General features: G+C 35.8%; 22 protein-coding genes. 16 read left to right on the top strand and 6 right to left on the bottom strand.

The genetic code is table 11. The annotated features are described in order from the left end of the window. Window positions 1-62: 62 nt before the first annotated feature. From V1468_RS01870 to V1468_RS01825, 10 genes are all read left to right on the top strand, one after another. Window positions 63-467: a PaaI family thioesterase gene (locus V1468_RS01870; protein WP_331808557.1), complete on the top strand. Its 405-nt coding sequence runs from the start codon at window positions 63-65 to the stop codon at window positions 465-467. A 38-nt stretch (window positions 468-505) separates the two neighbouring features. After that, window positions 506-826 carry a GIY-YIG nuclease family protein gene (locus V1468_RS01865; RefSeq protein ID WP_331808556.1) on the top strand — a complete coding sequence of 107 codons (321 nt, stop codon included), beginning with the start codon at window positions 506-508 and terminating at the stop codon, window positions 824-826. A gap of 29 nt (window positions 827-855) precedes the next feature. Then, window positions 856-2,067 carry a 3-oxoadipyl-CoA thiolase gene (gene pcaF / locus V1468_RS01860; protein ID WP_331808555.1) on the top strand — a complete coding sequence of 404 codons (1,212 nt, stop codon included), beginning with the start codon at window positions 856-858 and terminating at the stop codon, window positions 2,065-2,067. A gap of 18 nt (window positions 2,068-2,085) precedes the next feature. Then, the gene (locus tag V1468_RS01855; protein WP_331808554.1) at window positions 2,086-3,252 is read left to right on the top strand and encodes a S41 family peptidase; all 1,167 of its coding nucleotides are present in this window, start codon (window positions 2,086-2,088) and stop codon (window positions 3,250-3,252) included. 74 nt (window positions 3,253-3,326) lie between these two features. Further along, window positions 3,327-5,867 (top strand): phenylacetic acid degradation bifunctional protein PaaZ, encoded by a 2,541-nt coding sequence (gene paaZ / locus V1468_RS01850; protein ID WP_331808553.1) that lies wholly within the window; start codon window positions 3,327-3,329, stop codon window positions 5,865-5,867. Window positions 5,868-5,869: 2 nt separating this feature from the next. Then, a complete protein-coding gene (locus tag V1468_RS01845; protein ID WP_331808552.1) occupies window positions 5,870-6,628 on the top strand; it encodes an enoyl-CoA hydratase/isomerase family protein in 759 nt (252 codons plus the stop codon). Window positions 6,629-6,748: 120 nt separating this feature from the next. Next, entirely contained in the window at window positions 6,749-7,363 is a 615-nt protein-coding gene (locus V1468_RS01840; RefSeq protein ID WP_331808551.1) for an acyltransferase, read from the top strand. A 183-nt stretch (window positions 7,364-7,546) separates the two neighbouring features. Next, window positions 7,547-8,857 (top strand): dihydrolipoamide acetyltransferase family protein, encoded by a 1,311-nt coding sequence (locus V1468_RS01835; RefSeq protein ID WP_331808550.1) that lies wholly within the window; start codon window positions 7,547-7,549, stop codon window positions 8,855-8,857. 115 nt (window positions 8,858-8,972) lie between these two features. Then, complete coding sequence (locus V1468_RS01830; RefSeq protein ID WP_331809337.1) at window positions 8,973-10,040, top strand: branched-chain amino acid aminotransferase; 1,068 nt, start codon at window positions 8,973-8,975, stop codon at window positions 10,038-10,040. 121 nt (window positions 10,041-10,161) lie between these two features. Continuing rightward, window positions 10,162-12,237 carry an alpha-ketoacid dehydrogenase subunit alpha/beta gene (locus V1468_RS01825; protein ID WP_331808549.1) on the top strand — a complete coding sequence of 692 codons (2,076 nt, stop codon included), beginning with the start codon at window positions 10,162-10,164 and terminating at the stop codon, window positions 12,235-12,237. A gap of 34 nt (window positions 12,238-12,271) precedes the next feature. Here the strand turns inward: V1468_RS01825 and V1468_RS01820 are convergent, their stop codons facing one another. The 4 genes from V1468_RS01820 to V1468_RS01805 form a co-directional block, all read right to left on the bottom strand. Further along, entirely contained in the window at window positions 12,272-13,948 is a 1,677-nt protein-coding gene (locus V1468_RS01820; RefSeq protein WP_331808548.1) for a SulP family inorganic anion transporter, read from the bottom strand. Window positions 13,949-14,065: 117 nt separating this feature from the next. Beyond that, window positions 14,066-14,626 carry a DUF4136 domain-containing protein gene (locus V1468_RS01815; RefSeq protein ID WP_299097421.1) on the bottom strand — a complete coding sequence of 187 codons (561 nt, stop codon included), beginning with the start codon at window positions 14,624-14,626 and terminating at the stop codon, window positions 14,066-14,068. 11 nt (window positions 14,627-14,637) lie between these two features. Next, a complete protein-coding gene (locus V1468_RS01810; protein WP_331809336.1) occupies window positions 14,638-16,632 on the bottom strand; it encodes a urocanate hydratase in 1,995 nt (664 codons plus the stop codon). Window positions 16,633-16,646: 14 nt separating this feature from the next. Further along, window positions 16,647-16,808, bottom strand: coding sequence for a DUF5522 domain-containing protein (locus V1468_RS01805; protein WP_171032453.1), 162 nt, complete (start codon window positions 16,806-16,808; stop codon window positions 16,647-16,649). 380 nt (window positions 16,809-17,188) lie between these two features. Here V1468_RS01805 and V1468_RS01800 point away from each other — a divergent pair, with 380 nt between their 5' ends. From V1468_RS01800 to hemL, 3 genes are read left to right on the top strand one after another with little or no spacing between them, the layout of a single operon-like run. Next, window positions 17,189-18,094: a 1-aminocyclopropane-1-carboxylate deaminase/D-cysteine desulfhydrase gene (locus V1468_RS01800; RefSeq protein ID WP_331808547.1), complete on the top strand. Its 906-nt coding sequence runs from the start codon at window positions 17,189-17,191 to the stop codon at window positions 18,092-18,094. Beyond that, entirely contained in the window at window positions 18,076-18,906 is an 831-nt protein-coding gene (locus tag V1468_RS01795; protein ID WP_331808546.1) for a glucosaminidase domain-containing protein, read from the top strand. The genes V1468_RS01800 and V1468_RS01795 overlap by 19 nt, the downstream gene beginning before the upstream one ends. Before the next feature lie 2 nt (window positions 18,907-18,908). Beyond that, window positions 18,909-20,195 (top strand): glutamate-1-semialdehyde 2,1-aminomutase, encoded by a 1,287-nt coding sequence (gene hemL / locus V1468_RS01790; protein ID WP_331808545.1) that lies wholly within the window; start codon window positions 18,909-18,911, stop codon window positions 20,193-20,195. Window positions 20,196-20,244: 49 nt separating this feature from the next. Here the strand turns inward: hemL and V1468_RS01785 are convergent, their stop codons facing one another. Both V1468_RS01785 and V1468_RS01780 read right to left on the bottom strand, forming a co-directional pair. After that, entirely contained in the window at window positions 20,245-20,583 is a 339-nt protein-coding gene (locus tag V1468_RS01785) for a hypothetical protein (RefSeq protein ID WP_331808544.1), read from the bottom strand. Window positions 20,584-20,733: 150 nt separating this feature from the next. Next, window positions 20,734-22,230, bottom strand: a complete 1,497-nt coding sequence (locus tag V1468_RS01780) for a hypothetical protein (protein WP_331808543.1) — start codon at window positions 22,228-22,230, stop codon at window positions 20,734-20,736. A 152-nt stretch (window positions 22,231-22,382) separates the two neighbouring features. Between V1468_RS01780 and yiaA the strand changes: the two genes are divergently transcribed. From yiaA to V1468_RS01765, 3 genes are all read left to right on the top strand, one after another. Next, a complete protein-coding gene (gene yiaA, locus V1468_RS01775) occupies window positions 22,383-22,868 on the top strand; it encodes an inner membrane protein YiaA (RefSeq protein ID WP_331808542.1) in 486 nt (161 codons plus the stop codon). A gap of 82 nt (window positions 22,869-22,950) precedes the next feature. Continuing rightward, complete coding sequence (locus V1468_RS01770) at window positions 22,951-23,220, top strand: hypothetical protein (RefSeq protein WP_331808541.1); 270 nt, start codon at window positions 22,951-22,953, stop codon at window positions 23,218-23,220. Window positions 23,221-23,231: 11 nt separating this feature from the next. Then, window positions 23,232-24,518: a DUF2157 domain-containing protein gene (locus V1468_RS01765; protein WP_331808540.1), complete on the top strand. Its 1,287-nt coding sequence runs from the start codon at window positions 23,232-23,234 to the stop codon at window positions 24,516-24,518. Window positions 24,519-24,531 lie beyond the last annotated feature (13 nt).

The following is a 24,531-nucleotide window of genomic DNA, read 5'->3' as shown; positions in this document are numbered from 1 at the left end:
AACAAGCGAAACTTCTCGATAAAATTTTCTATCGAAAATCACTCGAAGTGACAAATTGAAGTATGAAAGGAGAACAAATTCCAAATAAAATGTTAAGTCAAGATGCATTTAGCACTTGGTTAGGCATCGAAATCCTAGAATGCGAAATCGGTCGTTGTCGCGTGGCAATGACGGTTCGTAAGGAAATGTTGAATAGTATGGGAAAAGCGCACGGCGGAATTAGTTATGCATTGGCAGATACCGCTTTTGGTTTTGCGGCGAATACACACGGAAAATTTGCTGTGTCCATAGAAACCAGCATCAACCATATAGAAGCATTAAATGAAGGAGATTATTTAGTCGCTGAATCTGTGATAGAAAACGTAAAAAACAGACTAGGGTTTAATATTGTAGAAGTAAAACGAGGAGATGAACTGGTAGCACTTTTTAAAGGTGTTGTTTATCGCACTCAAAAAGATTGGGAATGAAATTCCTGCGAAGGCAGGAATCTCATAATAAAGAATAAATGAAATATTGGTACGTCTATATTATGGCAAACAAGCCAAATGGAGTAATCTATATAGGAGTAACTGATAATTTAGATGAAAGAGTTAAAGAACATAAATTAAAAGTTTATCCAAAATCTTTTACAGCTAGATACAATTGTGAGATTCTAGTTTATTTTGAAGAATTTGAAAATGGTGAAAAGGCGTCAATTAGAGAAGTTCAATTCAAGAAGTGGAAGAGAGATTGGAAGATTAAATTAATAGAAGAAATGAATCCTAGTTGGGCTGATTTAAGTTTGAATTGGAATTTAGGAAATAAAATATTTAGGAATAACAAATAATAAGATACCTGCTTTCGCAGGCATTCAAGATGAAAGAAGCATACATAATAGACGGCATAAGAACACCAATAGGAAATTACAAAGGCACATTATCGGCTGTAAGAACAGACGATTTAGCAGCTTTGGTAATTAAAGAAATCGTAAAACGAAACCCAAGCATTCCAAAAGAAGCATACGACGATGTTATTCTGGGTTGTGCTAATCAAGCCGGAGAAGATAATCGTAACGTAGCTCGTATGGCATCACTTTTAGCAGGATTGCCATTTACAGTTCCAGGAGAAACTGTAAACAGATTATGTAGTTCTGGTTTGTCAGCAATTATTCACGCAAACAGAGCGATAAAAGCAGGAGATGGCGATGTGTTTATTTCAGGAGGTGTTGAGAATATGACACGCGGCCCTTATGTTATTGCAAAACCATCGAGTGCATTTGGTACTGATGCTAAAATGTACGACAGTAGTTTTGGATGGAGATTTGTAAATCCAAAAATGCACGAAATGTACGGTACGGACGGCATGGGAGTTACTGCTGAAAATCTTGTAGAGAAATATAATATTTCACGAGAAGATCAAGATGAATTCGCCTATTGGAGCCAGGTGAAAGCGTCTAAAGCACAGGAAAACGGACGATTAGAAAAAGAAATTCTTCCTGTCGAAATTCCTCAACGTAAAAAAGACCCAATCGTTTTTGCAAAAGACGAATTTGTAAAACCAACAACATCAAAAGAGATTTTAGCCAAATTACGACCAGCCTTTAAAAAAGAAGGCGGAAGCGTAACCGCAGGAAATGCATCAGGATTAAACGACGGAGCAGCAGCAACCATTATCGCTTCAGAAGAGGCAGTAAAAAAATACAATCTAAAGCCTTTAGCGCGCATCGTGAGTTCTGCTGTCGTGGGTGTAGAGCCGCGAATTATGGGCATCGGTCCAGTTGAGGCGTCCAACAAAGCTTTGGCAAAAGCCGGATTAACAATGGACGATATCGACGTTATAGAGCTCAATGAAGCCTTTGCTGCGCAAGCATTGGCGTGCACCAGAGCTTGGGGATTGGCAGACAATGATCCAAGAATCAACCCTAATGGAGGCTCTATCGCAATTGGCCATCCGCTTGGCGTTACAGGCACTAGAATCGCCTATTCAGCGGCTTTAGAGCTCAAAGAGCAAAACAAGCGCTACGCATTGGTAACGATGTGTATTGGCGTAGGGCAAGGCTATGCAGCTATTATTGAAAATATGAGTTAAATTATTGTTTTTCGTTACATGAATAAAATTCTGATTTTATTAATTCTATTATTTACTAATATATCCTCTGGTCAGGATAAAAGCTGTGATTGCCTAAATAGTTTAGAAGAGGTTTCCAAAAAGATTAAGGTAGCCAAGAGCTATAAGTCTCAGATTAAAACTAAATCAGATGAATTCAGGTTTGAAGAATGGAAAAGTCAAATAATAAAGGAAATTAATGAAGATAGTCTAAAGGATTATTTTTGTTTAGGGTATCTTCAAAAATACATTTCCTTTATAAAAGATAATCACAATATAATTTATCAAAAGACTGAAGCCGATTTATTTAAGCCTTTGTTTTATGAAAGAGAAGTTGATGATGTTATTGACTCAGACTCAATTTCTGGAATTTACTATTCGGGTAACGAAACTATAAAACTTATAAAACATTCAAATTCGAGTTGGTTGGGTGTTATGGATACTTCAGATTCTGATATTTGGAAAAATGGAACCATAAGATTAAAGCTCAACAAAACTTCAAAAGGGAAATTTGAAATATTCGAGCATTATAAAAACGGCTTACTCGTATACAATAACAATATTGAAATAAAGAACAATAGAATAGGAAACACCTTTTGGAATAAAGACAATACATATCATTTTTATAAACAACACGAAGAAAATTTCGGCTTTAAATCTTTAGACGCTAATCATGACTATATAAATATCAAATCCCTTAAGCGAACATATGAGCTAATGGATGAAGCTGATACGTTTTACAACGATTTAAAGCAAAAATTAGTCAAGCCTTACTTAATTATAGATTTAAGAAACAATGGAGGTGGTTCTTTATTACAAACAAAATCACTTATTAGACTTTTAAGAAAGACAAAAGAAATAAAGAGAATTTATGTGCTTATCAATTTTTTAACAGCTAGTGCTGCTGAAATAAGTACACTTCGGCTAAAAGACGATAAGCGCACTGTTATTGTTGGTGAGAATTCAAAAGGGGCAGTATCATATGGTTATGGAAATGAAGGGATAGCAGGAAGATTAAATTGTAATTCTATTCAATATGCGTTTTCCATAGAAGTGATTAAAAATGATTATTTAAAGTACGAACAAGTTGGCATAAGACCAGATGTCCTACTAAACAATGATAAAGATTGGATAAAAAAGATAATTGAGTTAAATGCAAACGATTAAAGATAGTAGATTAATGATAGGGGAACTGCTCCAAAAAAATACAAAGTCGATAATACATAATCTTAAACAGTAAGATGAAGAACAAAATTCAACACTACGTCCAAGGACAGTGGACTACAGGAAAAGAAGAAGGAGCACCAATTTACGACGCCATAACAGGCGAACACTTCACAAATTGGGCTGTTGAAGGATTAGATATTCCTGAAGTTCTTAATTACGGACGCACTAAAGGAGGCGAAGTACTTCGTAAAATGACGTTTCAAGAGCGTGGTAATATGCTCAAAAAATTGGCACTTTACCTTACAAAACGCAAAGAACAATTTTACGATTTAAGTTACAGAACTGGTGCAACGCGTGTAGATAGTTGGATAGATATTGAAGGTGGTTTTGGTAACTTGTTTGCCAACGCATCATTACGAAAATTGTTTCCAAACAAACCGTTTCACGTAGAAGGCGACCCAATCGATTTATCTCGTGGAGGACGCTTTATGGCGCATCATATAATGGTGCCAAAAAAAGGTGTTGCAGTACATATCAACGCATTTAACTTCCCAGTTTGGGGAATGTTAGAAAAGTGTGCTGTAAACTGGATGGCTGGTGTGCCAGCAGTGGTTTTACCAGCACCATCATCATCTTATTTGGCTGAAGCTGTAGCGAGAGAAATTATCAATTCAGGTATTTTACCAGAAGGCGCACTTCAAATCATAAACGGAACCGTAAAAACTGTTTTAGATACGGTTGAATCTCAAGATGTCGTAACTTTTACGGGTTCGGCAGCAACAGGTCGCTTATTAAAAGCGCATCCAAGATTAATTGAAGAATCTGTGCCTTTTACTATGGAAGCCGATTCGTTAAATGCGTCAATTTTAGGGGAAGATGCAGTTCCTGGAACACCAGAATTCGACTTGTTTGTTAAGGAAGTTCGAAAGGAAATGACGGTAAAGGCCGGACAAAAATGTACAGCCATCCGACGCATTATCGTTCCAGAAAATTTAGTTGAAGATGTTCAAATTGCATTAGCAAAAGAACTCGATAAAGTAACCATTGGAGACCCAAGACTTAAAGAAGTACGGATGGGCTCATTGGTAAGCAAACAACAAGTTGAAGCTGTAAAAAGTTCTATTGCAGATATCAGCAAAGAAGCTGAAATGGTTTATGGCAATTTAGATAATATTGAAACCATTGGAGCAGATGCTAATAAAGGTGCATTCATCAGTCCAGTGGTGTTTAGAACAGATAATCCTTTCCGAAATAATGTTGTTCACGAGCGCGAAGCGTTTGGGCCAGTAAGTACCATTATGCCATACAAGTCAATGGACGAAGCTGTGCAATTAGCGCAAATGGGTAAAGGGTCGTTAGTGTCTTCTATTGCAACTTATGATGATAACATTGCAACTGATTATGTTGTAAATGCCGCAAGTCATCACGGAAGAATTTTGGTGATTAATCGCGAAATGGCAAAACAAAGTACAGGTCACGGTTCGCCGTTACCGTACTTGGTTCACGGAGGTCCAGGACGTGCTGGTGGTGGAGAAGAAATGGGAGGAATGCGTGGTATTAAACACTATTTGCAACGTACAGCCATTCAAGGAACACCATCAACAATTACAGAAATCACTGGCATATATCAGCAAAATGCAAAATATAAGGAAGCTGAAGACCATCCGTTTAAGTACCATTGGGAAGATATTCAACCAGGAATGTCTTTAAAAACGCATAAGCGTACACTTACGGATACTGATATTCAGAATTTTGCCAATTTAACTTGGGACCATTTTTACGCACATACAGATATTACTTCTTTAGATGGAAGTATTTTTGAAAAACGAACAGCGCACGGTTATTTTATAATTTCGGCTGCAGCTGGATTGTTTGTGTATCCAAATAAAGGTCCTGTAGCGGCAAATTACGGTTTGGATTCTATCCGATTTTTAAGACCATTATACCACAATGATACCATTTATGTGCGTTTAACCTGTAAGGAAAAAGTGGATAGAGATGTCTCATCAACCGAGCATCCAAGTGGTATTGTAAAATGGCACGTTGAGGTTTTTGATGCTAATTTTGAAAACCGACCAGAAAGTCAAAAAACAGACAAAGACAGTCCGTTGGTTGCCGTGGCTACCATCTTAACAATGGTTCAGAAAAAGCAAGAAACCTTTGTTGAAATGACCGAAGAAAAAATCAACGAATGCTTATCAAAGTTAAAAGCAGACGCTAAACCAAAATGGGGAATTATGACGCCTCAACATATGATTGAGCATTTAGAATACACTTATAAAATTGCATCAGGCGAAATTCAAGATTTTGAAATTGCCACACCAGAGAAGATTTTAGACAAGGTGCACGCAAGCTTGTATAACTATAGAAAGTTTCCACAAAATTCTCAATTTCCACAGTTAGAAAAAGACACGCTAGACGATTTAAAACATCAAGATTTAGAAACAGCGATTGAGAAGTTTAAGGAACAACGCAAAAAATACATCGAGTTTTTCAAGGAAAATCCAGATGCTAAATTGAAGAATTTAGTATTTGGCGAGTTGAATCGTTACGAATCTTACTTGCTCGAAAGAAAACATTTAAACCATCATTTTGAACAATTTGGATTAATATAATTATGTCAGAACAACAACCATACGTAAAACAAACCATAGAAAACCAAGTAGGATACATTGAATTTTTTCATCCTGCGCATAACTCATTACCAGGAAATATTCTAGCTGAATTAGCACAAACTATCACCAACGCTGGTGGTAACGATGACATTAAAGTCATCGTTCTTAAAAGTGGAGGCGATAGAACATTTTGTGCTGGAGCAAGTTTTAATGAGCTTATCAATATCGATGATGAAGCCACAGGGAAAGTCTTCTTTTCAGGATTTGCTAACGTGATTAATGCGATGCGAAAATGTCCAAAATTTATCATTGGTCGCGTGCAAGGAAAAACCGTTGGAGGTGGAGTAGGAGTTGCGTCGGCAACTGATTATTGTATGGCAACAAAATTTGCAGCCATAAAGTTGAGTGAACTAAACGTTGGTATCGGTCCGTTTGTGGTTGGTCCAGCTGTAGAGCGCAAGTTAGGTTTAAGCGGAATGTCACAAATCGCCATTGATGCCAATACCTTTTATCCAGCAGAATGGGCAAAACAAAAAGGCTTATTTACACAAGTGTTTGATACTACAGAAGCATTAGACGAAGCCGTAAAAACCTTTGCTGAAGATCTTTGCAACTACAATCCGGAAGCAATGAAAGAAATGAAGAAAATCTTTTGGCAAGGTACCGAAGATTGGGATACGCTTCTAGCTGAAAGAGCAGCCATTAGTGGTCGCTTGGTATTAAGTGATTTTACAAAAGAAACATTAAAACGATTTAAGTAAAGATAAGCCCATCCTAACCTTCCCAGAGGGAAGGAACTAGTAAATAGAGTAAATGAAAGAACACGTAACAATAAAAGCACAGGAGTGTTTTCCCCCTCTGGGGAAATTAAAAGGGGCTATATGATCTACGCATTCCAAGGATACACACCAGTCGTGCATGAAAGTAGTTTCGTGCATCCGTTGGCAGCAGTCACTGGCAATGTCATCATTGGCAAAAACTGTTACATCGGTCCAGGTGCTGCCATTCGTGGGGATTGGGGACAAATCATTTTAGAGGATGGCGTTAACGTGCAAGAAAACTGTACAGTGCATATGTTTCCAGGTAAATCTATTACCCTAAAAGAAAGTGCACACGTTGGTCACGGAGCCATCATTCACGGAGCCAATTTAGGACGTAACTGTCTCATTGGTATGAATACCGTAATTATGGATGATGCCGAAATTGGAGATGAAAGTATCGTTGGAGCCATGGCATTTGTTAAGGCCGAAACTAAAATTCCACCACGTAGTTTGGTGGTTGGTAATCCCGCCAAAGTCATCAAGCAGGTAAGCGATGAGATGATTGCTTGGAAAACTAAAGGAACGCAGTTATATCAGCAGTTGCCGCAAGATTGCCATAACAGTCTAAAAGCCGTTGAGCCATTACGCGAAGTTCCAGAAAATATGAAAATCCAAGTAGGTGCTTATGACACCTTAAGGGAATATTTCCTGCGCAGGCAGGAATCTAAAGATTAGATAAGTTCAGCGTCACTTCGAGTGATTTTTGAGGAACGAGAAAATTGTATCGAGAAGTTTATAAGTAATTACTATCAAAATAAGTTTACTCGATTTAAAAATAAAAGTATCAACTAACAAACGCTAGTTAATGCGTTTAGTCATTCCGCACTTGATGTGGAATCTAAATTGAAGATAAAGACTATGTCTAAATTTGAACTAAAAATGCCCAAAATGGGCGAGAGCATCACTGAAGGAACCATCATTAATTGGTTAATCAATGAAGGCGATTCTTTCGATGAAGGCGATATCATATTAGAAGTAGCCACAGATAAGGTGGATAACGAAGTGCCAGCACCAGCAGCAGGAACGTTGCTTGAAACCAAATACCAAGCAAAAGATGTGGTAAAAGTTGGTGAAGTTATTGCTGTTTTAGACGTAGAAGCATCTAGTTCGAAGCAAAAATCTAAAGAAGAAACTGTCTCATCGAATAAAAGTGAGAAACCGAATTCAAAGCGTAAACCTAAAAAAGAGCATAAGCAAAGTTATACAGTGCCGAGTGTTTCTTCCCCTTTGGGGAAGTCAGAAGGGGCTTCATTCTTTTCACCATTAATCATTTCCATTGCAAAGGAGCATCATATTAGTTTTGAAGAATTAGCAAGAATCCCAGCAACCGGAAACGAAGGACGATTAAGAAAAAGCGATGTCTTTAATTATATCGAAGACGGAAGGCCTTACAAGTTTGCGCAACCAGTGGTTCAAGATCCAACAGCTTATCGTATTCCGCAACTAACGTTCGATAAGGGCAAAGGAAAGATTGTAGAAATGGATCGTATGCGTCAAATGATTGCAGATCATATGGTGTATTCCAAGCATACATCGCCACACGTAACGGCTTATGTTGAAGCTGACTTAACCAATATGGTAAATTGGCGAAATGACAATAAAGTTGCTTTTCAGGAAAAATATGGTGAAAAACTAACGTTCACACCATTGTTTGTAGAAGCAGTAGCTAAAGCGGTCAAGGATTTTCCAAATATCAATGCGTCTGTAGATGGTAACAATATCATTGTAAAAGAAGACATTAATATTGGTATGGCAACAGCATTACCAAGTGGAAATTTAATTGTACCAGTAGTGAAAAATGCTGATACTAAAGACTTAAAAACGTTAGCTGAAAACGTAAACGAACTCGCTGGAAAAGCAAGAGAAAACAAGTTGAGTGGCGACGATATCAAAGGCAGCACGTTCACTATTTCTAATGTTGGGACGTTTGGTAGCGTTATGGGAACACCAATAATCAACCAACCAGAAGTGGCCATTTTAGCATTAGGAATTATTAAAAAACGCGCCGAAGTCATCGAAGCTGAAAAAGGCGACGAAATCGCTATTAGAAGTATGATGTACTTATCTCTGTCTTTCGACCATCGTGTCGTAGATGGTTTCCTAGGTGGAAGCTTTGTGCGAAGAGTTGCTGATTATTTAGAGCAATTTGATACGAATAGAACAATATAAAAATGACGTCACTTCGAGTGATTTGTGAGGAACGAGCAAATTGTATCGAGAAGCAGTAAAATAGTTCTCGATACAAAATTGCTAAAGACAATTTCACTCGAACTGATGAAAAAACATAAATATGAATATTTCAATCAAAAAAATAGAAACATCAAAAGTCGATACTATCGACTTCAATAACATACCATTAGGAACCTCTTTCACAGATCATATGTTTATCTGCGATTATAAAGATGGCGAATGGCAAAACCCAAGAATTGAACCGTTAGCTTTAATTCCAACACATCCAGCAGCAATGGCGTTGCATTACGGACAAGCCATTTTCGAAGGCATGAAAGCGACTGTAGATTCTGATGGAACACCAATGCTATTCCGTGCTGATAAAAATGCAGCGCGTTTAAACTTTAGTGCAGACCGAATGGGAATGCCAAATGTTCCAGAAGAATTATTCGTAGAAGGCTTAAAACAGCTCGTGGCTATGGACAAAGCGTGGATTCCACCACAAGACGGTAGTGCATTATACTTACGTCCGTTTATGTATGCCGATGAAGCCTTTATCGGTATGCGTGCAGCCACAAGTTACAAGTTTATCATTATGGCATCGCCAGCAGGACCGTTTTTCAGCAAGCGTATAAAATTGTGGGCAGAAAAGAAATTCGTTCGTGCCGTAGATGGTGGTACAGGCGAAGCAAAAGCAGCTGGAAATTATGCAGCAGCAATTCGTCCAACGGAATTGGCAAAAGCAAAAGGCTATGACCAAGTATTGTGGCTAGATGCTGTTGAGCACGAGTACATTCAAGAGGTGGGAACAATGAATATTTTCTTCAAAATTGATGGAAAATTCATCACGCCACGTCGCGATGGCGCTATTCTCGATGGAATTACCAGAATGAGCGTTATCGATATTTTAAAAGATAAAGGTTTTGAAGTCATTGAGCGTCCAATCACGCTTACCGAAATCCGTGAAGCATCAGAAAAAGGCCTTTTAGAGGAAGCTTTCGGAACAGGGACAGCTGTTGGTATTGCTTACATTCAGAGTATTGGCACAGAAAATGGCGACATTCACGTCTCTGACGAAAGTACGGTAGGATTAGAGGTTAACGACACGCTAAATGCCATAAAAACAGGAAAAATTGAAGATAAATTCAACTGGATGATAAAGGTTGAAAAGGAATTAGTGTAAAGATAACGTCACTTCGAGTGATTTGTGAGGAAAGAGCAAATTGTATCGAGAAGTAATAATAAAGTTCTCGATACAAAATTGCTTGAGGCAACTTCACTCGAACTGACGAATAGATATAATGATGAATAAAGACATATTAAAAAAAGGGTTTACCAATTTAGTAACCGCCAAAACAATGGCAGAATTGTATGAAGCCAACTTTAAAGTAGTTTCAAAATACGTGCACGCCACATCACGTGGTCACGAAGCTATTCAAACTGCTTTAGGAATGCAATTGTTACCTCAAGATTATGCATTTCCGTATTATAGAGACGATGCCATGTTGTTAGCTTTTGGTATGACGCCTTACGATCTAATGCTTCAGGTGTTAGCTAAAAAAGACGACCCATTTTCTGGTGGAAGAACCTATTATTCACATCCGAGTTTAAAAGATGCTGATAAGCCTAAAATTCCGCATCAATCCTCAGCAACAGGTATGCAAGCTATTCCTGCAACAGGAGTTGCGATGGGAATGCAATATTTGGAAAAGCAAGGACTTCAAAATTCAAATGTTGTTCAGAATGATAGTAAAGAATCGCAATTAAATCCAATCACGGTTTGTAGTTTGGGTGACGCATCAGTAACCGAAGGTGAAATTGCAGAAGCCTTTCAAATGGCTGCTTTAAAGCAAATGCCAATTCTATATTTGGTGCAAGACAATGGTTGGGATATTTCAGCCAACGAAGCCGAAACCAGAGCGCAAAATGCTGCGGAATATGCAAAGGGTTTTCACGGATTAGAAGCCATTTCCATAGATGGTGCTAACTTTATTGAAAGCTATGAAACTTTAGAAGAAGTTATAAAAACCATAAGAGAAGAACGTCGTCCGTTTTTGGTTCACGCTAAAGTGCCGTTATTGAATCATCATACATCTGGTGTACGTATGGAATGGTATCGTGATGACTTGGAAGAAGCAAAATCTCGAGATCCATATCCAGTTTTAAAACAGCAAATGTTAGATAATGGTTTCACGCAAAACGATATTGATACTATTGAAGCGGAAATAAAAACCTTGGTTGAAAATGATTTTCAAAAAGCCTTAAAAGCTGAAGACCCAACACCTAAAGATTTATTTACGTACGATTTTGCGCCAACACCAATTACCGAGGAAAAGGGTGAGCGTTCGCCTGAAGGTGCAGAAAAAGTCGTGATGGTAGATTGTGCCTTATTCGCTGTTGAAGAATTGATGCGCAAGCATCCGGAATGTCTGCTTTACGGACAAGATGTTGGTGGACGACTTGGTGGTGTATTTAGAGAAGCGGCAACATTAGCACAGAAATTTGGTGACGACCGTGTTTTCAATACACCAATTCAAGAAGCTTTTATCGTGGGCTCTACGGTTGGTATGAGTGCGGTTGGATTAAAACCTATTGTTGAGGTTCAATTTGCCGATTATATTTGGCCAGGACTCAATCAATTATTTACCGAAGTGAGTCGTAGCTGTTATTTAAGTAACGGTAAATGGCCTGTGAGTATGATTTTGCGTGTGCCAATTGGTGCTTATGGTAGTGGTGGACCTTACCATTCATCTTCTGTAGAAAGTGTAGTCACTAACATTAGAGGTGTTAAAATTGCTTATCCAAGTAATGGTGCTGATTTAAAAGGTTTAATGAAAGCCGCATATCACGACCCAAACCCAGTAGTTATTTTTGAGCATAAAGGTTTGTACTGGTCTAAAGTACCAGGAACACAAGGTGCAACATCTGTAGAACCTGCTGAAGACTACGTATTGCCTTTTGGAAAAGCTTGGGTGTTACAAGAAATCTGGAAGCAAGACGATGTAGAAACCTGCACGATTGTTACCTACGGAATGGGTGTGCATTGGGCAATGAATGCTTCAGAAGAATTGGGTTTAAAAGATCAAATAGAAGTTATCGATTTAAGAACGTTGTATCCTCTAGATGAAGCAACAATAATGAAGTCGGTTAAGAAAACAGGCAAGTGTTTAGTGGTAACTGAAGAGCCAAGTAACAACAGTTTTGCAAGAGCCTTATCTGGGAAAATTCAGGAAGAATGCTTTAGATATTTAGATGCACCAGTAATGACAATTGGTAGTGAAAATATGCCTGCAATTCCATTGAATTCAACATTAGAACAAACAATGATTCCTTCAACTGAAAAGGTGAAAGCAAAGATTGAAGCTTTACTTAATTATTAAAATAAAAAAGCGACTCAATTGAGTCGCTTTTCTTTTATAAATCGTATTCCGAAAGCGGTTTTGTGAATTCTTCAGGATTGGCTGCTAAATAATAACGAGGATCATTTATATCTTCTATAATCACCTCTTTAAACTTAGGACTTGCTTTGTACATTAAAGCTTTGCAGTCTTCACTAAGATGTTTCAGTTTTAAGCTTTTTCCTGCAGCTTCATATTTATTTACCAAATTGAAAATAGCTTCCATAGCAGAATGATCACTTACACGAGATTCAACAAAATCTATTTCAACGTTTTCAGGGTCATTCTTTACATCAAACTTAGAATTAAAACTCTGAATAGACCCAAAGAATAACGGTCCCCAAATTTCGTAAGTTTTTGTGCCATCTGCTTGCATACGTTTTCGTGCTCTAATCATTGTTGCGTTTTTCCAAGCAAATACTAATGCAGAAATTATTACACCAGCGATAACAGCTACTGCTAAATCTTTCCACACAGTAATTGCAGAAACGGCAATAAGTACAATAGCATCAGAAATAGGAATTTTACGAATGATTCTAAAACTAGACCAAGCAAACGTACCGATAACCACCATAAACATTACACCAACAAGTGCAGCGATTGGAATTTGCTCAATCAATGGTGCGGCAAATAGAATAAAACCTAATAATGCCATTGCTGCAAATGCGCCAGACAATCGACCTCGACCACCAGAATCTACGTTGATAATGGATTGGCCAATCATAGCGCAACCACCCATTCCACCGAATAATCCATTTAGCATATTCGCACTTCCTTGAGCAATACATTCACGATTACCATTTCCTCTGGTTTCGGTGATTTCATCAACAAGATTTAAAGTCATTAATGACTCAATTAGTCCAACAGCAGCTAAGATGAATGCCGTCGAAATAATGATATCCCAATGTCCTGCCAGTGTTCCGAATAATCCAAAAATTTGATCTTGAAATGTTGGTAATCCACCTTCTAAACCTTTACCACCACCTTCTGTAATAAAAGAACCAACAGTGCTCATTTCAATTCCGCCAAAAATAGTGATACAAGCGACAACAAGGATTGCCACTAAAGCTGCAGGGATTTTTTTGGTGAGTTTAGGTAGGCCGTACATAATTCCCATTGTCAATCCAATGAAGCCCATCATTTTCCAAAAAGCAGCATTTGAGAATAATGCTGAGAACCATTCAGAAGTATTGCTTAAAAATGAAATATTCTGTGGTACGGCATTAGGAAATAATTTTAATTGTGATAAGAATATGACAATGGCCAATCCATTTACAAATCCCATCATTACAGGATGTGGAATAAGTCTTACAAATTTTCCAAGCTTAAATACACCTGCTAAAATCTGAATACCACCAACAAATAGTAAGGTGATAAAAAGCCATTGAAGCCCAAGATTATCAATAGGTGTATCTAAATTAATACCAACTTCATTTCCTTTTTGAATAAGGTGTACCATAACTACAGCCATTGCGCCAGTAGCACCAGAAATCATTCCTGGTCGACCACCAAACAAAGCGGTAACGATTCCCATCATAAAAGCACCATACAATCCAACTAAAGGGTCTACACCAGCTACGAAGGCGAAAGCAACAGCTTCCGGTACCAAGGCCAATGCGACTGTAAGGCCAGATAAAATATCGTCTTTAGGGTTTTGGGTAAAATTCTTTCTTGTAGTTTGACCTAAAATCATAACATTTTCATTTTGAAGTCGCCAAAGATAGAATATTTAGAATAAAAAGAGATTTTGAAATTGTAAACAAAAAAAGCACTGATTTCTCAGTGCTTCCGTTTTTAGATTTTCAATCTTTTATTTTGATGGAGGAAACTGCTCTAAAGTTTTTGATACAAATTCTTTGATACGCGCTTCTTTCTTTTCTACATTCTTGGTTACTAAGTAGCCAGTTCCAGAGCCTTGCCAAACCAATTCTTTTTTGTTGGCATCGATAAAGTCAATAAATAACATGCCTTCGGTTGTGGTTGAGACATTACTGCCTCCCCAGCCAAAACCAGGTCCCCAGCCCCAACCCCAACGGTTGAAACCTCCCCAGCCCCAAGCACCAGCACCCCAAGCATTATTGTATACGTCTACGCGTTGATTTGATTTGGTGAAGATACTCACTAACATATCCGGATTTTCGGATTTAGTCATGCCTTTTGCAAGTAGTTCTGCTTCAATAGCTCTAAGGATACGTCTTTTGTCAATATCACTTATTTCTGCCTTATCAATTCCTGGTTTAAAAAACGCAAAGGTTTTGTATTGGTCAAAATTAGCCTCTCTGTCATAATCTGCAGCTACTCTCACAGAGCTACAAGACGATAGAAGGATGGCTAAAACTAAAATCGGAGTAAATTTGAGTAGTTTCTTCATATCACTTTTTTTTAAATGTTTTCTAAAAGATCATCATCAACAGTATTTGGTAATGTTACTTTTAAATTTGGTTCGGTTTCCATAGCGCGTTTTATAGCGAAAACCGCACCTTCATTCCTTGCCCAACTTCTTCTTGAGATACCATTATTTACATCCCAAAATAACATTTGTTTGAGACGTGTTGATGCTTTTTTAGTACCATCAAGAACCATGCCGAAACCACCATTGATAACTTCTCCCCAGCCAACACCACCACCATTATGGATGCTTACCCAAGTGGCTCCTCTAAAACTATCTCCTATAACATTGTGTATAGCCATATCTGAAGTGAAACGAGAACCGTCATAAATATTGCTTGTTTCACGATAGGGTGAATCTGTCCCAGAAACATCATGATGATCGCGACCTAGAATAACGTAACCAATATGTCCTTTTGCGATAGCGTCGTTAAAAGCTTGAGCAATTTTCATTCGACCTTCGGCATCTGCATAGAGGATTCTGGCTTGTGAGCCTACGACTAACTTGTTTTCTTGAGCACCTTTAATCCACTGAATATTATCAGCCATTTGTTGTTGGATTTCTTCAGGTGAATTTTTCATAATTTCCTCTAAAACTTCGCAAGCAATAGCGTCGGTTTTTGCCAGATCTTCTGGTTTACCCGAAGCACAAACCCAACGGAATGGACCAAAACCGTAATCAAAACACATTGGTCCCATAATATCTTGCACGTAACTTGGATACTTGAATTCGCGACCTATAGTTGGGTTTTTAGACATTATATCTGCTCCAGCACGAGAAGCTTCTAGCAGGAAAGCATTTCCGTAATCAAAGAAATAAGTGCCTTTCTCTGTATGTTTATTAATTGCAGTTGCATGACGACGTAAGCTTTCCTGAACTTTAGTTTTGAATAGGTCTGGATTATTTGCCATCATTTCGTTAGCATCTTCAAAAGATAATCCAACAGGATAATAGCCGCCAGCCCAAGGGTTGTGTAGTGAGGTTTGGTCGCTACCTAAATCGATATGAATGTTGGCTTCATCAAATTTTTCCCATACTTCAACAACATTTCCAAGATATGCGATTGATATTGTTTCTTTATTTGATTGCGCTGTTTGAACTCGAGCTACTAATTCATCTAAATCGGTGATTTTTTCATCAATCCAACCTTGATCTAATCTAATTTGGGTGATTTTAGGGTTTACTTCTGCACAAACCGTAATACAACCAGCAATGTTACCAGCTTTTGGTTGTGCGCCAGACATACCTCCCAAACCTGAGGTAACAAAAATGTGTCCTTTAGGTGATTTATTTATTTTTCTAAAGCCGTTTAAAACGGTAATTGTTGTGCCATGAACAATGCCTTGTGGGCCAATGTACATGTAGCTTCCTGCAGTCATTTGTCCGTATTGCGTAACACCTAATGCATTGAATTTTTCCCAATCATCTGGTTTAGAATAATTAGGAATCATCATACCATTGGTTACAACAACTCTTGGTGCTTCTTTATGAGAAGGAAATAAACCCATAGGATGACCCGAATACATGACAAGTGTTTGCTCGTCGTTCATTTCTGCCAAATATTTCATTGTAAGTCTGTACTGTGCCCAATTTGAAAACACAGCACCATTGCCACCATAAGTAATTAATTCGTGTGGATGTTGTGCAACCGCATAATCCAAATTGTTTTGAATCATTAGCATAATCGCAGCAGCTTGTTTTGATTTTGCAGGATACTCGTCAATTGGTCGTGCATACATTTTGTAGTCAGGACGTAAACGGTACATGTAGATACGACCATATTTATCTAATTCTTCCTTAAATTCAGGGAGTAGAGTACTGTGATGTTTTTTGTCAAAATAACGCAATGCATTTCTAAGTGCTAGTTTTTCTTCTTCTGGAGATAGAATAGCTTTTCTTTTAGGCGCATGATTTATTTTTGGGTCGTAAGGTTTTGGTTGAGGTAAGGTATTGGGTATACCTTCTAAAATCTGATCCTTAAATGATATTTCTGTTGCTTGCATTATTTCTTTTTTAATTTCTCTTTGTTAAATCCGTATGGGCAATGTCTGCAACCACTTTCGCAACAATAGCCACGTTTTAGGTGATATTGCTCTGTGAAACAACGATAACCTTCTGGAGTTAAATAGTAATCGCCTTCTTCTATTGGGACATATTTTTTCATGTCTTACAAAGATAATGTAATTTGGATTGATTTTTGAATGGACACTGTTGTGATATTAGTTTCAAAATATTTAGTTCCTGATGGTTATATTGGTTTAACCTTGTTTCCTTTTGTGATTCTGAAAGATAAATCATTGAAGACGAATGAGGTATTAATTAACCATGAAAAAATTCATTTAAGGCAACAGTTAGAGTTATTGGTGTTTCCCTTTTTTGTGATTTATTTCATTGAATTTTTTATTCAATTAATACGATATAAAAATTGGAATTTAGCTTACCGGAATATTTCATTTGAACGAGAAGCTTATACAAATGAAAGTGACTTTAGCTACTTGAAAAGAAAATCGTTTTTTAGTTTTACGCACTATTATTTGAACTTAAATGTTAGAAATTAATACCGTACATAATCAGTTTTTAGAATTAAATAACAGTACTGTTCAATTGGCTCTAAAGCCTGAGTATATCATACATACTTTTATTTCAGGAAATAAGTATAGAAAGCTGAAATATAATCTTGAAAAAGCTAAAGATCTTAAGAACGATACTATATTAAGTTTTGGTGGTGCTTATTCAAATCATATTGCAGCAACCGCATTTGCAGGTAAGTTTTATGGATTTAGAACAGTTGGTATTATAAGAGGCGAAGAGTTAGTTGATAAGGTAGATTCTAATCCTACTTTAAAGTTTGCGAAAGGTTGTGGAATGCAATTCAAATTTGTAGATAGAGAAACGTATAGAGATAAGGCAGAAGTTGATTTTATTGATAGTCTAAAAGCAGAGTTTGGTGATTTTTATTTAGTGCCAGAAGGCGGAACAAATCTTTTAGCAGTGCAAGGTTGCGAGGAAATTTTAAATGAAAATGATTCTGATTTTGATTTTATTTGTTGCAGTATTGGTACAGGTGGTACAATTTCAGGTGTAATAAATGCTTCAAAATCGCACCAGAAAATATTAGGTTTTCCTGCATTGAAAGGTGATTTTATCCGAGAGGATATTCGTAAATTTGCAACAAAGGACAATTGGGATTTAATAACGGATTACCATTTTGGAGGTTATGGAAAAATAAAGCCAGAATTAATCACGTTTATTAATGACTTTAAAAAGAGATACAATATTCCTCTAGATCCTATATATACTGGCAAAATGATGTATGGTATTTTTGATTTGATTGAGAAACAGTTTTTTCCAAAGGACTCAAAAATATTAGCAATTCATACAGGTGGTTTGCAAGGTGTAGAAGGGATGAATATAACATTGAAACGAAAAGGATGGCCTCTAATAAAATAGAAATTAAATTTAAACATATCGCCTTAGTTACAGCTTTGGTTGTGTTTTCTTGTGGACCAAAAAAAGGAATTGTAACCAAAAAAAGACAGCAGAAAGAAAAGGTAGAAACCGTTGAGGTTGTAAAAACTGAGAAAACAGAAGAAGTTAAAACTCCTGAGATAGAAGCAGAAGTTAAGCCGCCATCTTCTACGGCTGTATATATTGCAACTTATGCAGATATAGCAAAAGAAGAAATGCGTAGGTACAAAATACCAGCAAGTATTACATTGGCTCAGGGAATTTTGGAGTCTGCATCTGGAAAAGGAAGATTAGCTGTAAAAGCTAATAATCATTTTGGGATAAAATGCCATGGTTGGACTGGAGCAAAAATATACCATGATGATGATCGTTCTCAAGAATGTTTCAGAAAATATAAAGAAGCGAAGTCCTCCTATGAAGATCATTCTAAGTTTTTAACAGGACGAGGTCGCTATGCCGATTTATTCAAATTAAAACAAGACGATTATAAAGGTTGGGCCAGAGGATTAAAAAAAGCTGGCTATGCTACTGATAGAAAATATCCAGATAAACTTATTAGTTTAATTGAGCGTTACAAGCTTTATGAGTATGATGAGGAGGTTTTGAGTTCAAAAAAAGATGAAATAAAAATTGTTAGAGTCAATAGCGGAACAAAGATACATATAGTGGAAAAGGGTGATACTTTATATTCGTTATCTAAACGATATAATACAACCGTAGATGCTATAAAAAGTATGAATAGATTGAGTTCTAATACACTTGCTGTTGGTCAAGAATTAAAGATTCCAAATTAAATATGTTATATCAAAGAAGTAGTGCTTTGTTTAAAGAAGCACAGAATGTTATACCAGGAGGCGTTAACTCACCAGTGAGAGCATTTAAGGCTGTTGGAGGTACTCCGATTTTTGCAAAATCAGCTAAAGGTGCTTATGTCTACGATGAGGATGGAAACCGTTTTATAGATTATATTAATTCTTGGGGACCAATGTTGTTAGGGCATGCTTTTCAGCCAGTTGTTGATGCTGTAATAGAGAAAACTAAAGAAGGAACTTCTTTTGGGATGCCAACAGCACTAGAAACAGAGATTGCTGAATTAGCAGTATCGATGGTGCCTAATATTGATAAAATTCGTTTTGTAAATTCTGGTACAGAGGCTTGTATGAGTGCTATTCGCTTAGCACGTGGCTACACTAAAAAAGATAAAATTATAAAATTTGCAGGTTGCTATCATGGCCATAGTGATTCTTTCTTAATTGCAGCCGGTAGTGGTGCTGTTACGTTTGGTACTCCAAATAGTCCAGGTGTAACCCAAGGTACTGCCAAGGATACACTTTTGGCAACTTACAATGATATAGAAAATGTAAAGGCATTAGTTGAAGCAAATAAAGGTGAGATAGCTGCAATAATTGTGGAGCCAGTAGCAGGCAACATGGGTTGTATTCCTCCGGCTGAAGGATTTTTAGAAGGCTTAAGAACGGTTTGTGATGCTAATGATATGCTGTTGATTTTTGATGAAGTGATGACAGGTTTTAGACTTGCAAATGGAGGTGTACAAGAGTTAAAAGGAATTAATGCAGATATCGTATGTTTTGGTAAAGTAGTCGGTGGTGGCTTGCCTGTTGGTGCTTTTGCCTCAAGAAATGAAATAATGAATCATCTAGCGCCTTTAGGTCCTGTTTACCAAGCCGGAACTTTAAGCGGGAATCCTTTAGCAATGGCAGCTGGATTGGCTATGCTTAAGGCAATTAAAACAGATAAAGGTCTAATGAATAGGCTAGAGGAGAAAACAAAATATCTTCATAAGGGTATTACTGAAGCCTTAAGTAAAAATAATGTAACACATAGTATCAATAGAATAGGCTCAATGATTTCTGTTCACTTTTCTGATGAGCCTGTTGTGGATTTTGAAAGTGCTGCAAAAGGTAACAATGAAACTTTTAAGAAATTCTTTCATGGCATGTTGAGTAAGGGAATTTATATAGCACCTAGTGCTTTTGAAACCTGGTTTATCACAGATGCCTTAACCTATCAAGATTTAAATGAAACCATTGCAGCTGTTGAGGAAGTTGCAAAAGAGTTGTAACAAAAAAAGCTTCGCAATTGCGAAGCTTTTTTTGTTGTATATCTTAATCTTAATGATTTTCTTCTCTCGATAAGACTTTGTATTTTGAAAACTGCTCATCGTTCAATATTTCTTCCATAGAATTATCAAGTCTCGCTCTGTTTTTATCTATCTCTTCTTGTGAAGTCTTCTTGTTTTCAGATAAACTGATTTCAGTCTTTATGTATAATTTATAAGCTTCGTAAATTTTGTCTCTTTGATTATTATCAAATTTTAAAGTTCTTCTTAAGGTTTCAGTTTTTTCAGAAGCCTTTGCATTTACTTCTATAATAGAGTTTTGCGCAGTTAGTGTTTGACTACCAATAAACATTGCAAAAACAAGTAAGCCTAATGTAATTATCTTTTTCATTGTGGATTGTTTAATTTAATAGGTTACTAAAATAATAATTTTATTTAAATCTATGGTAATTATTATTTATATAATGGGTTCAACTTTTTTTTATAAAAAAAATAATAGCGAGTTTCTAATTGCTGATTTTTAATAATTAATCTATGCAGATTACGAATGTATAAGATTTAATGTTGTGTTGTAGAGTTTACGATCTTCTGCTTTGTTCTTTAGCCAAGCATAAAAGCTTATAACAAAAATGTCTTCTTTGTGAATAGTATTAGATTCAAAAGTTGATTTTAATTTTGAAGAAAAATCAGTAGCTGTAGCGGTTTCGGGATTTTGATAAATACGTTCTGCATAGTTTAAGAAAGTTAATATTCTAGATTGGTTAATTTGTTTTAAGTAGGTGGTGTATTTGCGTTTAAAACTTTTTAATCTCGAATAGAATAAGTCGTCTTCATTCAACTCTATGTAAAGTAAAATTTCTGCAATATTTTTTTTAATTACCCAATCTATTCCAGCTTTCTCTATATAATACTTGTCTGTGTGATAAAATTTAGACATTACAGATTTAGCCTTTGAAAAATCTTCTTTTTGAAAATAAAACATTAGAAGTGAAAGGTGTAAATCTAAAAGCGACTCTATGTCACTATGTTTTTTCTTAATAACCTTTTCAATAAGTTCTATAGCTTTATCCTGTTTATTATGATAATTGTAGTTTAGTGCTTCTACGAGGGTTTTCTTTAGTATAAACTCTTTTTGAAAAATTCCTTTTTTTAGTCTCATTAGCTCTTCCATCTCTTGGATATACCTTAAAGAGGCTTCAAATTTTTTATTTCTGAATAATGTGTTTGCAATGATATAAACGATATGTATTTGATAAAATAGCTGCTTATCAGTATCCTTTTTGTCTTTTAAGATCTTATAGCTTTTTAAGACAAAATTTTCAATTTGGTAATACCTATTTGTTGCTAGAGCTGAGATATTGACAATTGCCAAAATTTGATAAAGGGACTTAAAGGAAAGTGTTTCGCTAAGCTCAATGTTGTAATCTTGGAGAATAGATTCTAGTTCTGCTTCAAAATTTATGGTTTTACCTTGGTAACTCATAGTGTTTAAAACTTCTTTGAGTTGAGCATAAATTATATTTAATTGATCCTCTAGGATATGCTTTTTTCGGTTTTCCTTTTGCTTAAGGATGAGATTATTCAAATCAATTTTCGGGTAATTAGGCGCATACTGAATCTTAGTATGGTAGATTTCATTGAGAATAGGAAAGAGCAAATGTTCATCTGCCAAGCGCTCTGCTTTGTCCAGAATTTTGTAGGCAATCTCATAGTTTTTTTGAAGCAGATAAGTGCGAGATGCAAGAATATACTTAATGATCTGCATATCTATTGAATTCTCGTCTTCCAGATTCTTATTGGCAGTAAAATCGATTAAAGATTGAAATAGCCGCTTTCTTAAAGCATGATACGCATTGCAATTATCAACTTTATAGAGTTGATAGCAAATAGATTTAGAATCTAATTCGGGTTTTGTCATTAATCTGAATAATTCAATGTTTTTTGTGTCCTTTCGCTTGTTTTTTTGTTGAAGATATACCATGAATCTTTGTTGGTCTTCTACATTAAATGCATCTATAATTGATTTTAAAGCTAACATATAATCGTCATTGAAATATAATTTTTATTCAATAAATATAAGCTAAAATTGATATTGTATTAAAATTATATCGTCAGTAATTAGGTTATAATGATTTTGTTGAGAGTTAGATTTATTCAAAATTTGTCTCGTAATCATTAAAACAAAGAATTATGAATTATCAAACAACTGTATCCTTAAAGGATGAAGAGAAAGTAACAAAAAAGAAAAAGGAAAATAAGGTTTATAACCAAAAGCCAACACCAGCTTTTATTGGAGCTTCTTGGACAGCGTTACTCATTGGTATGGTGTCTTATTGTGTTGGGTTGTGGAATGCAAACATGCAACTAAATGAAAAAGGCTATTATTTCACAATATTACTTTTTGGTTTGTTTTCAGTCATTTCGGTGCAGAAGGCAGTTAGAGATAAATTGGAAGATATTCAAGTCACAGAAATATATTATGGGATAAGTTGGTTTACTACCATAATATCAATTGTGCTTTTGGTTGTTGGATTATGGAATGCGGATTTGGAATTGAGTGAGAAAGGGTTCTACGGAATGTCTTTTACTCTGAGTCTGTTTGCAGCAATAGCTGTGCAGAAAAACACCAGAGATGTCGCATACATTGACAAGAAAATTGAAACTAAAAAAGACTAAAGTTAGTTTTAATGATGGTTAGTTAGTAACCCAAAACCTCGTAGATAGGTTTAGAGCTGTGAGGTTTTAAATTCTAAAAGAAATGAAATCAGATTATGTAAAAATTATAATATTAATTCTATTAGGATTTTTAACTATCCCATTATTAGAAATTTTTCCTGCAGCAGTAGGTGGAGCTTCTTTAATAATAGTAATTACAATTCCTTTTCTTGTTTTAGTTAGTATAATAATGGCAATAGTTTATTCATTATATTACAATAAGAAGAAAAATGAAAAGACAAAAAGAAGAGCTTTTGTAATTATGGCTTTAACTCTAATAGCTCTAAATCTGCTATTATTTCCTAACAGATAAATTTAAAGAGTATGAAATCAAAACTATTAAACGATATATCAGAACTTTTAGAGAACAATATAATTTCTCAAGAGGTTGCTACAAATATTACTGCATATTATAAATCTAAAGAGGATAGCCAACCTAATAGATTGTTTACAGTATTTGGCGTTTTGGGTGCTACATTAGTTGGGTTGGGTATTATTCTAATTATAGCGCATAATTGGGATAATTTATCAAGATCAATAAAAACCGTTTTTGCATTTATACCACTTGTTATTGCACAACTGGTATCAGGTTACTCTATTTATAAAGAGAAAAGTCAGGTATGGAAGGAATCTTCAGGTACGTTTCTCTTTTTTGCCATTGGAGCATCTATTGCACTTGTGAGTCAGATTTATAATATCCCTGGTGATTTAGGTAGCTTTTTGTTTACCTGGATAGTACTCACATTACCCTTAATTTATCTGCTCAATTCTAAAGCAGTGTCAATTCTGATTGTTGTATTTGCAAGTTATTATGCTTGCGAGTTAGGATACGATTTTGGGTATATGAATAAAACGCCATGGCTATATTTAGTCTTTGTTTTAGCAACACTTCCGTTTTACTTAAAGTTGCTAAAAACATCACCTATTGCCAATTCAACATCTGTTTTTAATTGGCTTTATACTCTAAGTTTTACTGTTGTTTTGGGTGCTTTTATAAGTAGTAATTGGCCTGTTGGCTTTTTAATGTATGCTATGCTGTTTGGTGTTTTTTATAATCTAGGTAAATTACCTGTTTACGAAAATCAACAGTTAAGGCGCAATAGTTTTACTGTTATAGGATCATTAGGAGCTGTTGTTTTGTTAATTATTCTGTCTTTCAATATTGTCTGGGATGAGATTTTAGTATTGGCTTCATTAGCCATGAATACCCAAGAAATGATAATTGCTACTGTTTTATTTGTATTAGCATTTATGATTTTACTGTATACCAAAAAGAAAGAAAAAGCAGAAAGCTTTAATCTGTTTCAATATGTCTTTTTAATTGTTGCGATTATATTCTTTATTGGCATAGCAAATGCCATTGTAGCTACTGTTTTAACTAATATTATCCTTTTAGTTCTAGGGCTTTCAGCTATTAAAATAGGTGCGGATACATTTAGGTTTAGTGTCCTTAATTACGGATTGTTGATAGTAACCTCAGTTATAGTCTGTCGCTTTTTTGATATAGATATAGGTTTTGAAGTTAAAGGGCTTCTTTTCGTAGCGGTAGGATTTGGATTTTTCTTAACCAATTATATTATGCTAAAAAAGAAGAAAGAATTAAATCGTTAGAAATTTAAAAATT

The organism is Winogradskyella poriferorum, from assembly GCF_036553625.1.
Classification (GTDB): Bacteria; Bacteroidota; Bacteroidia; order Flavobacteriales; family Flavobacteriaceae; genus Winogradskyella; species Winogradskyella poriferorum.
The sequence above is the reverse complement of the archived record's forward strand: the minus strand, read 5'-3'. Positions and strand labels throughout refer to the sequence as shown.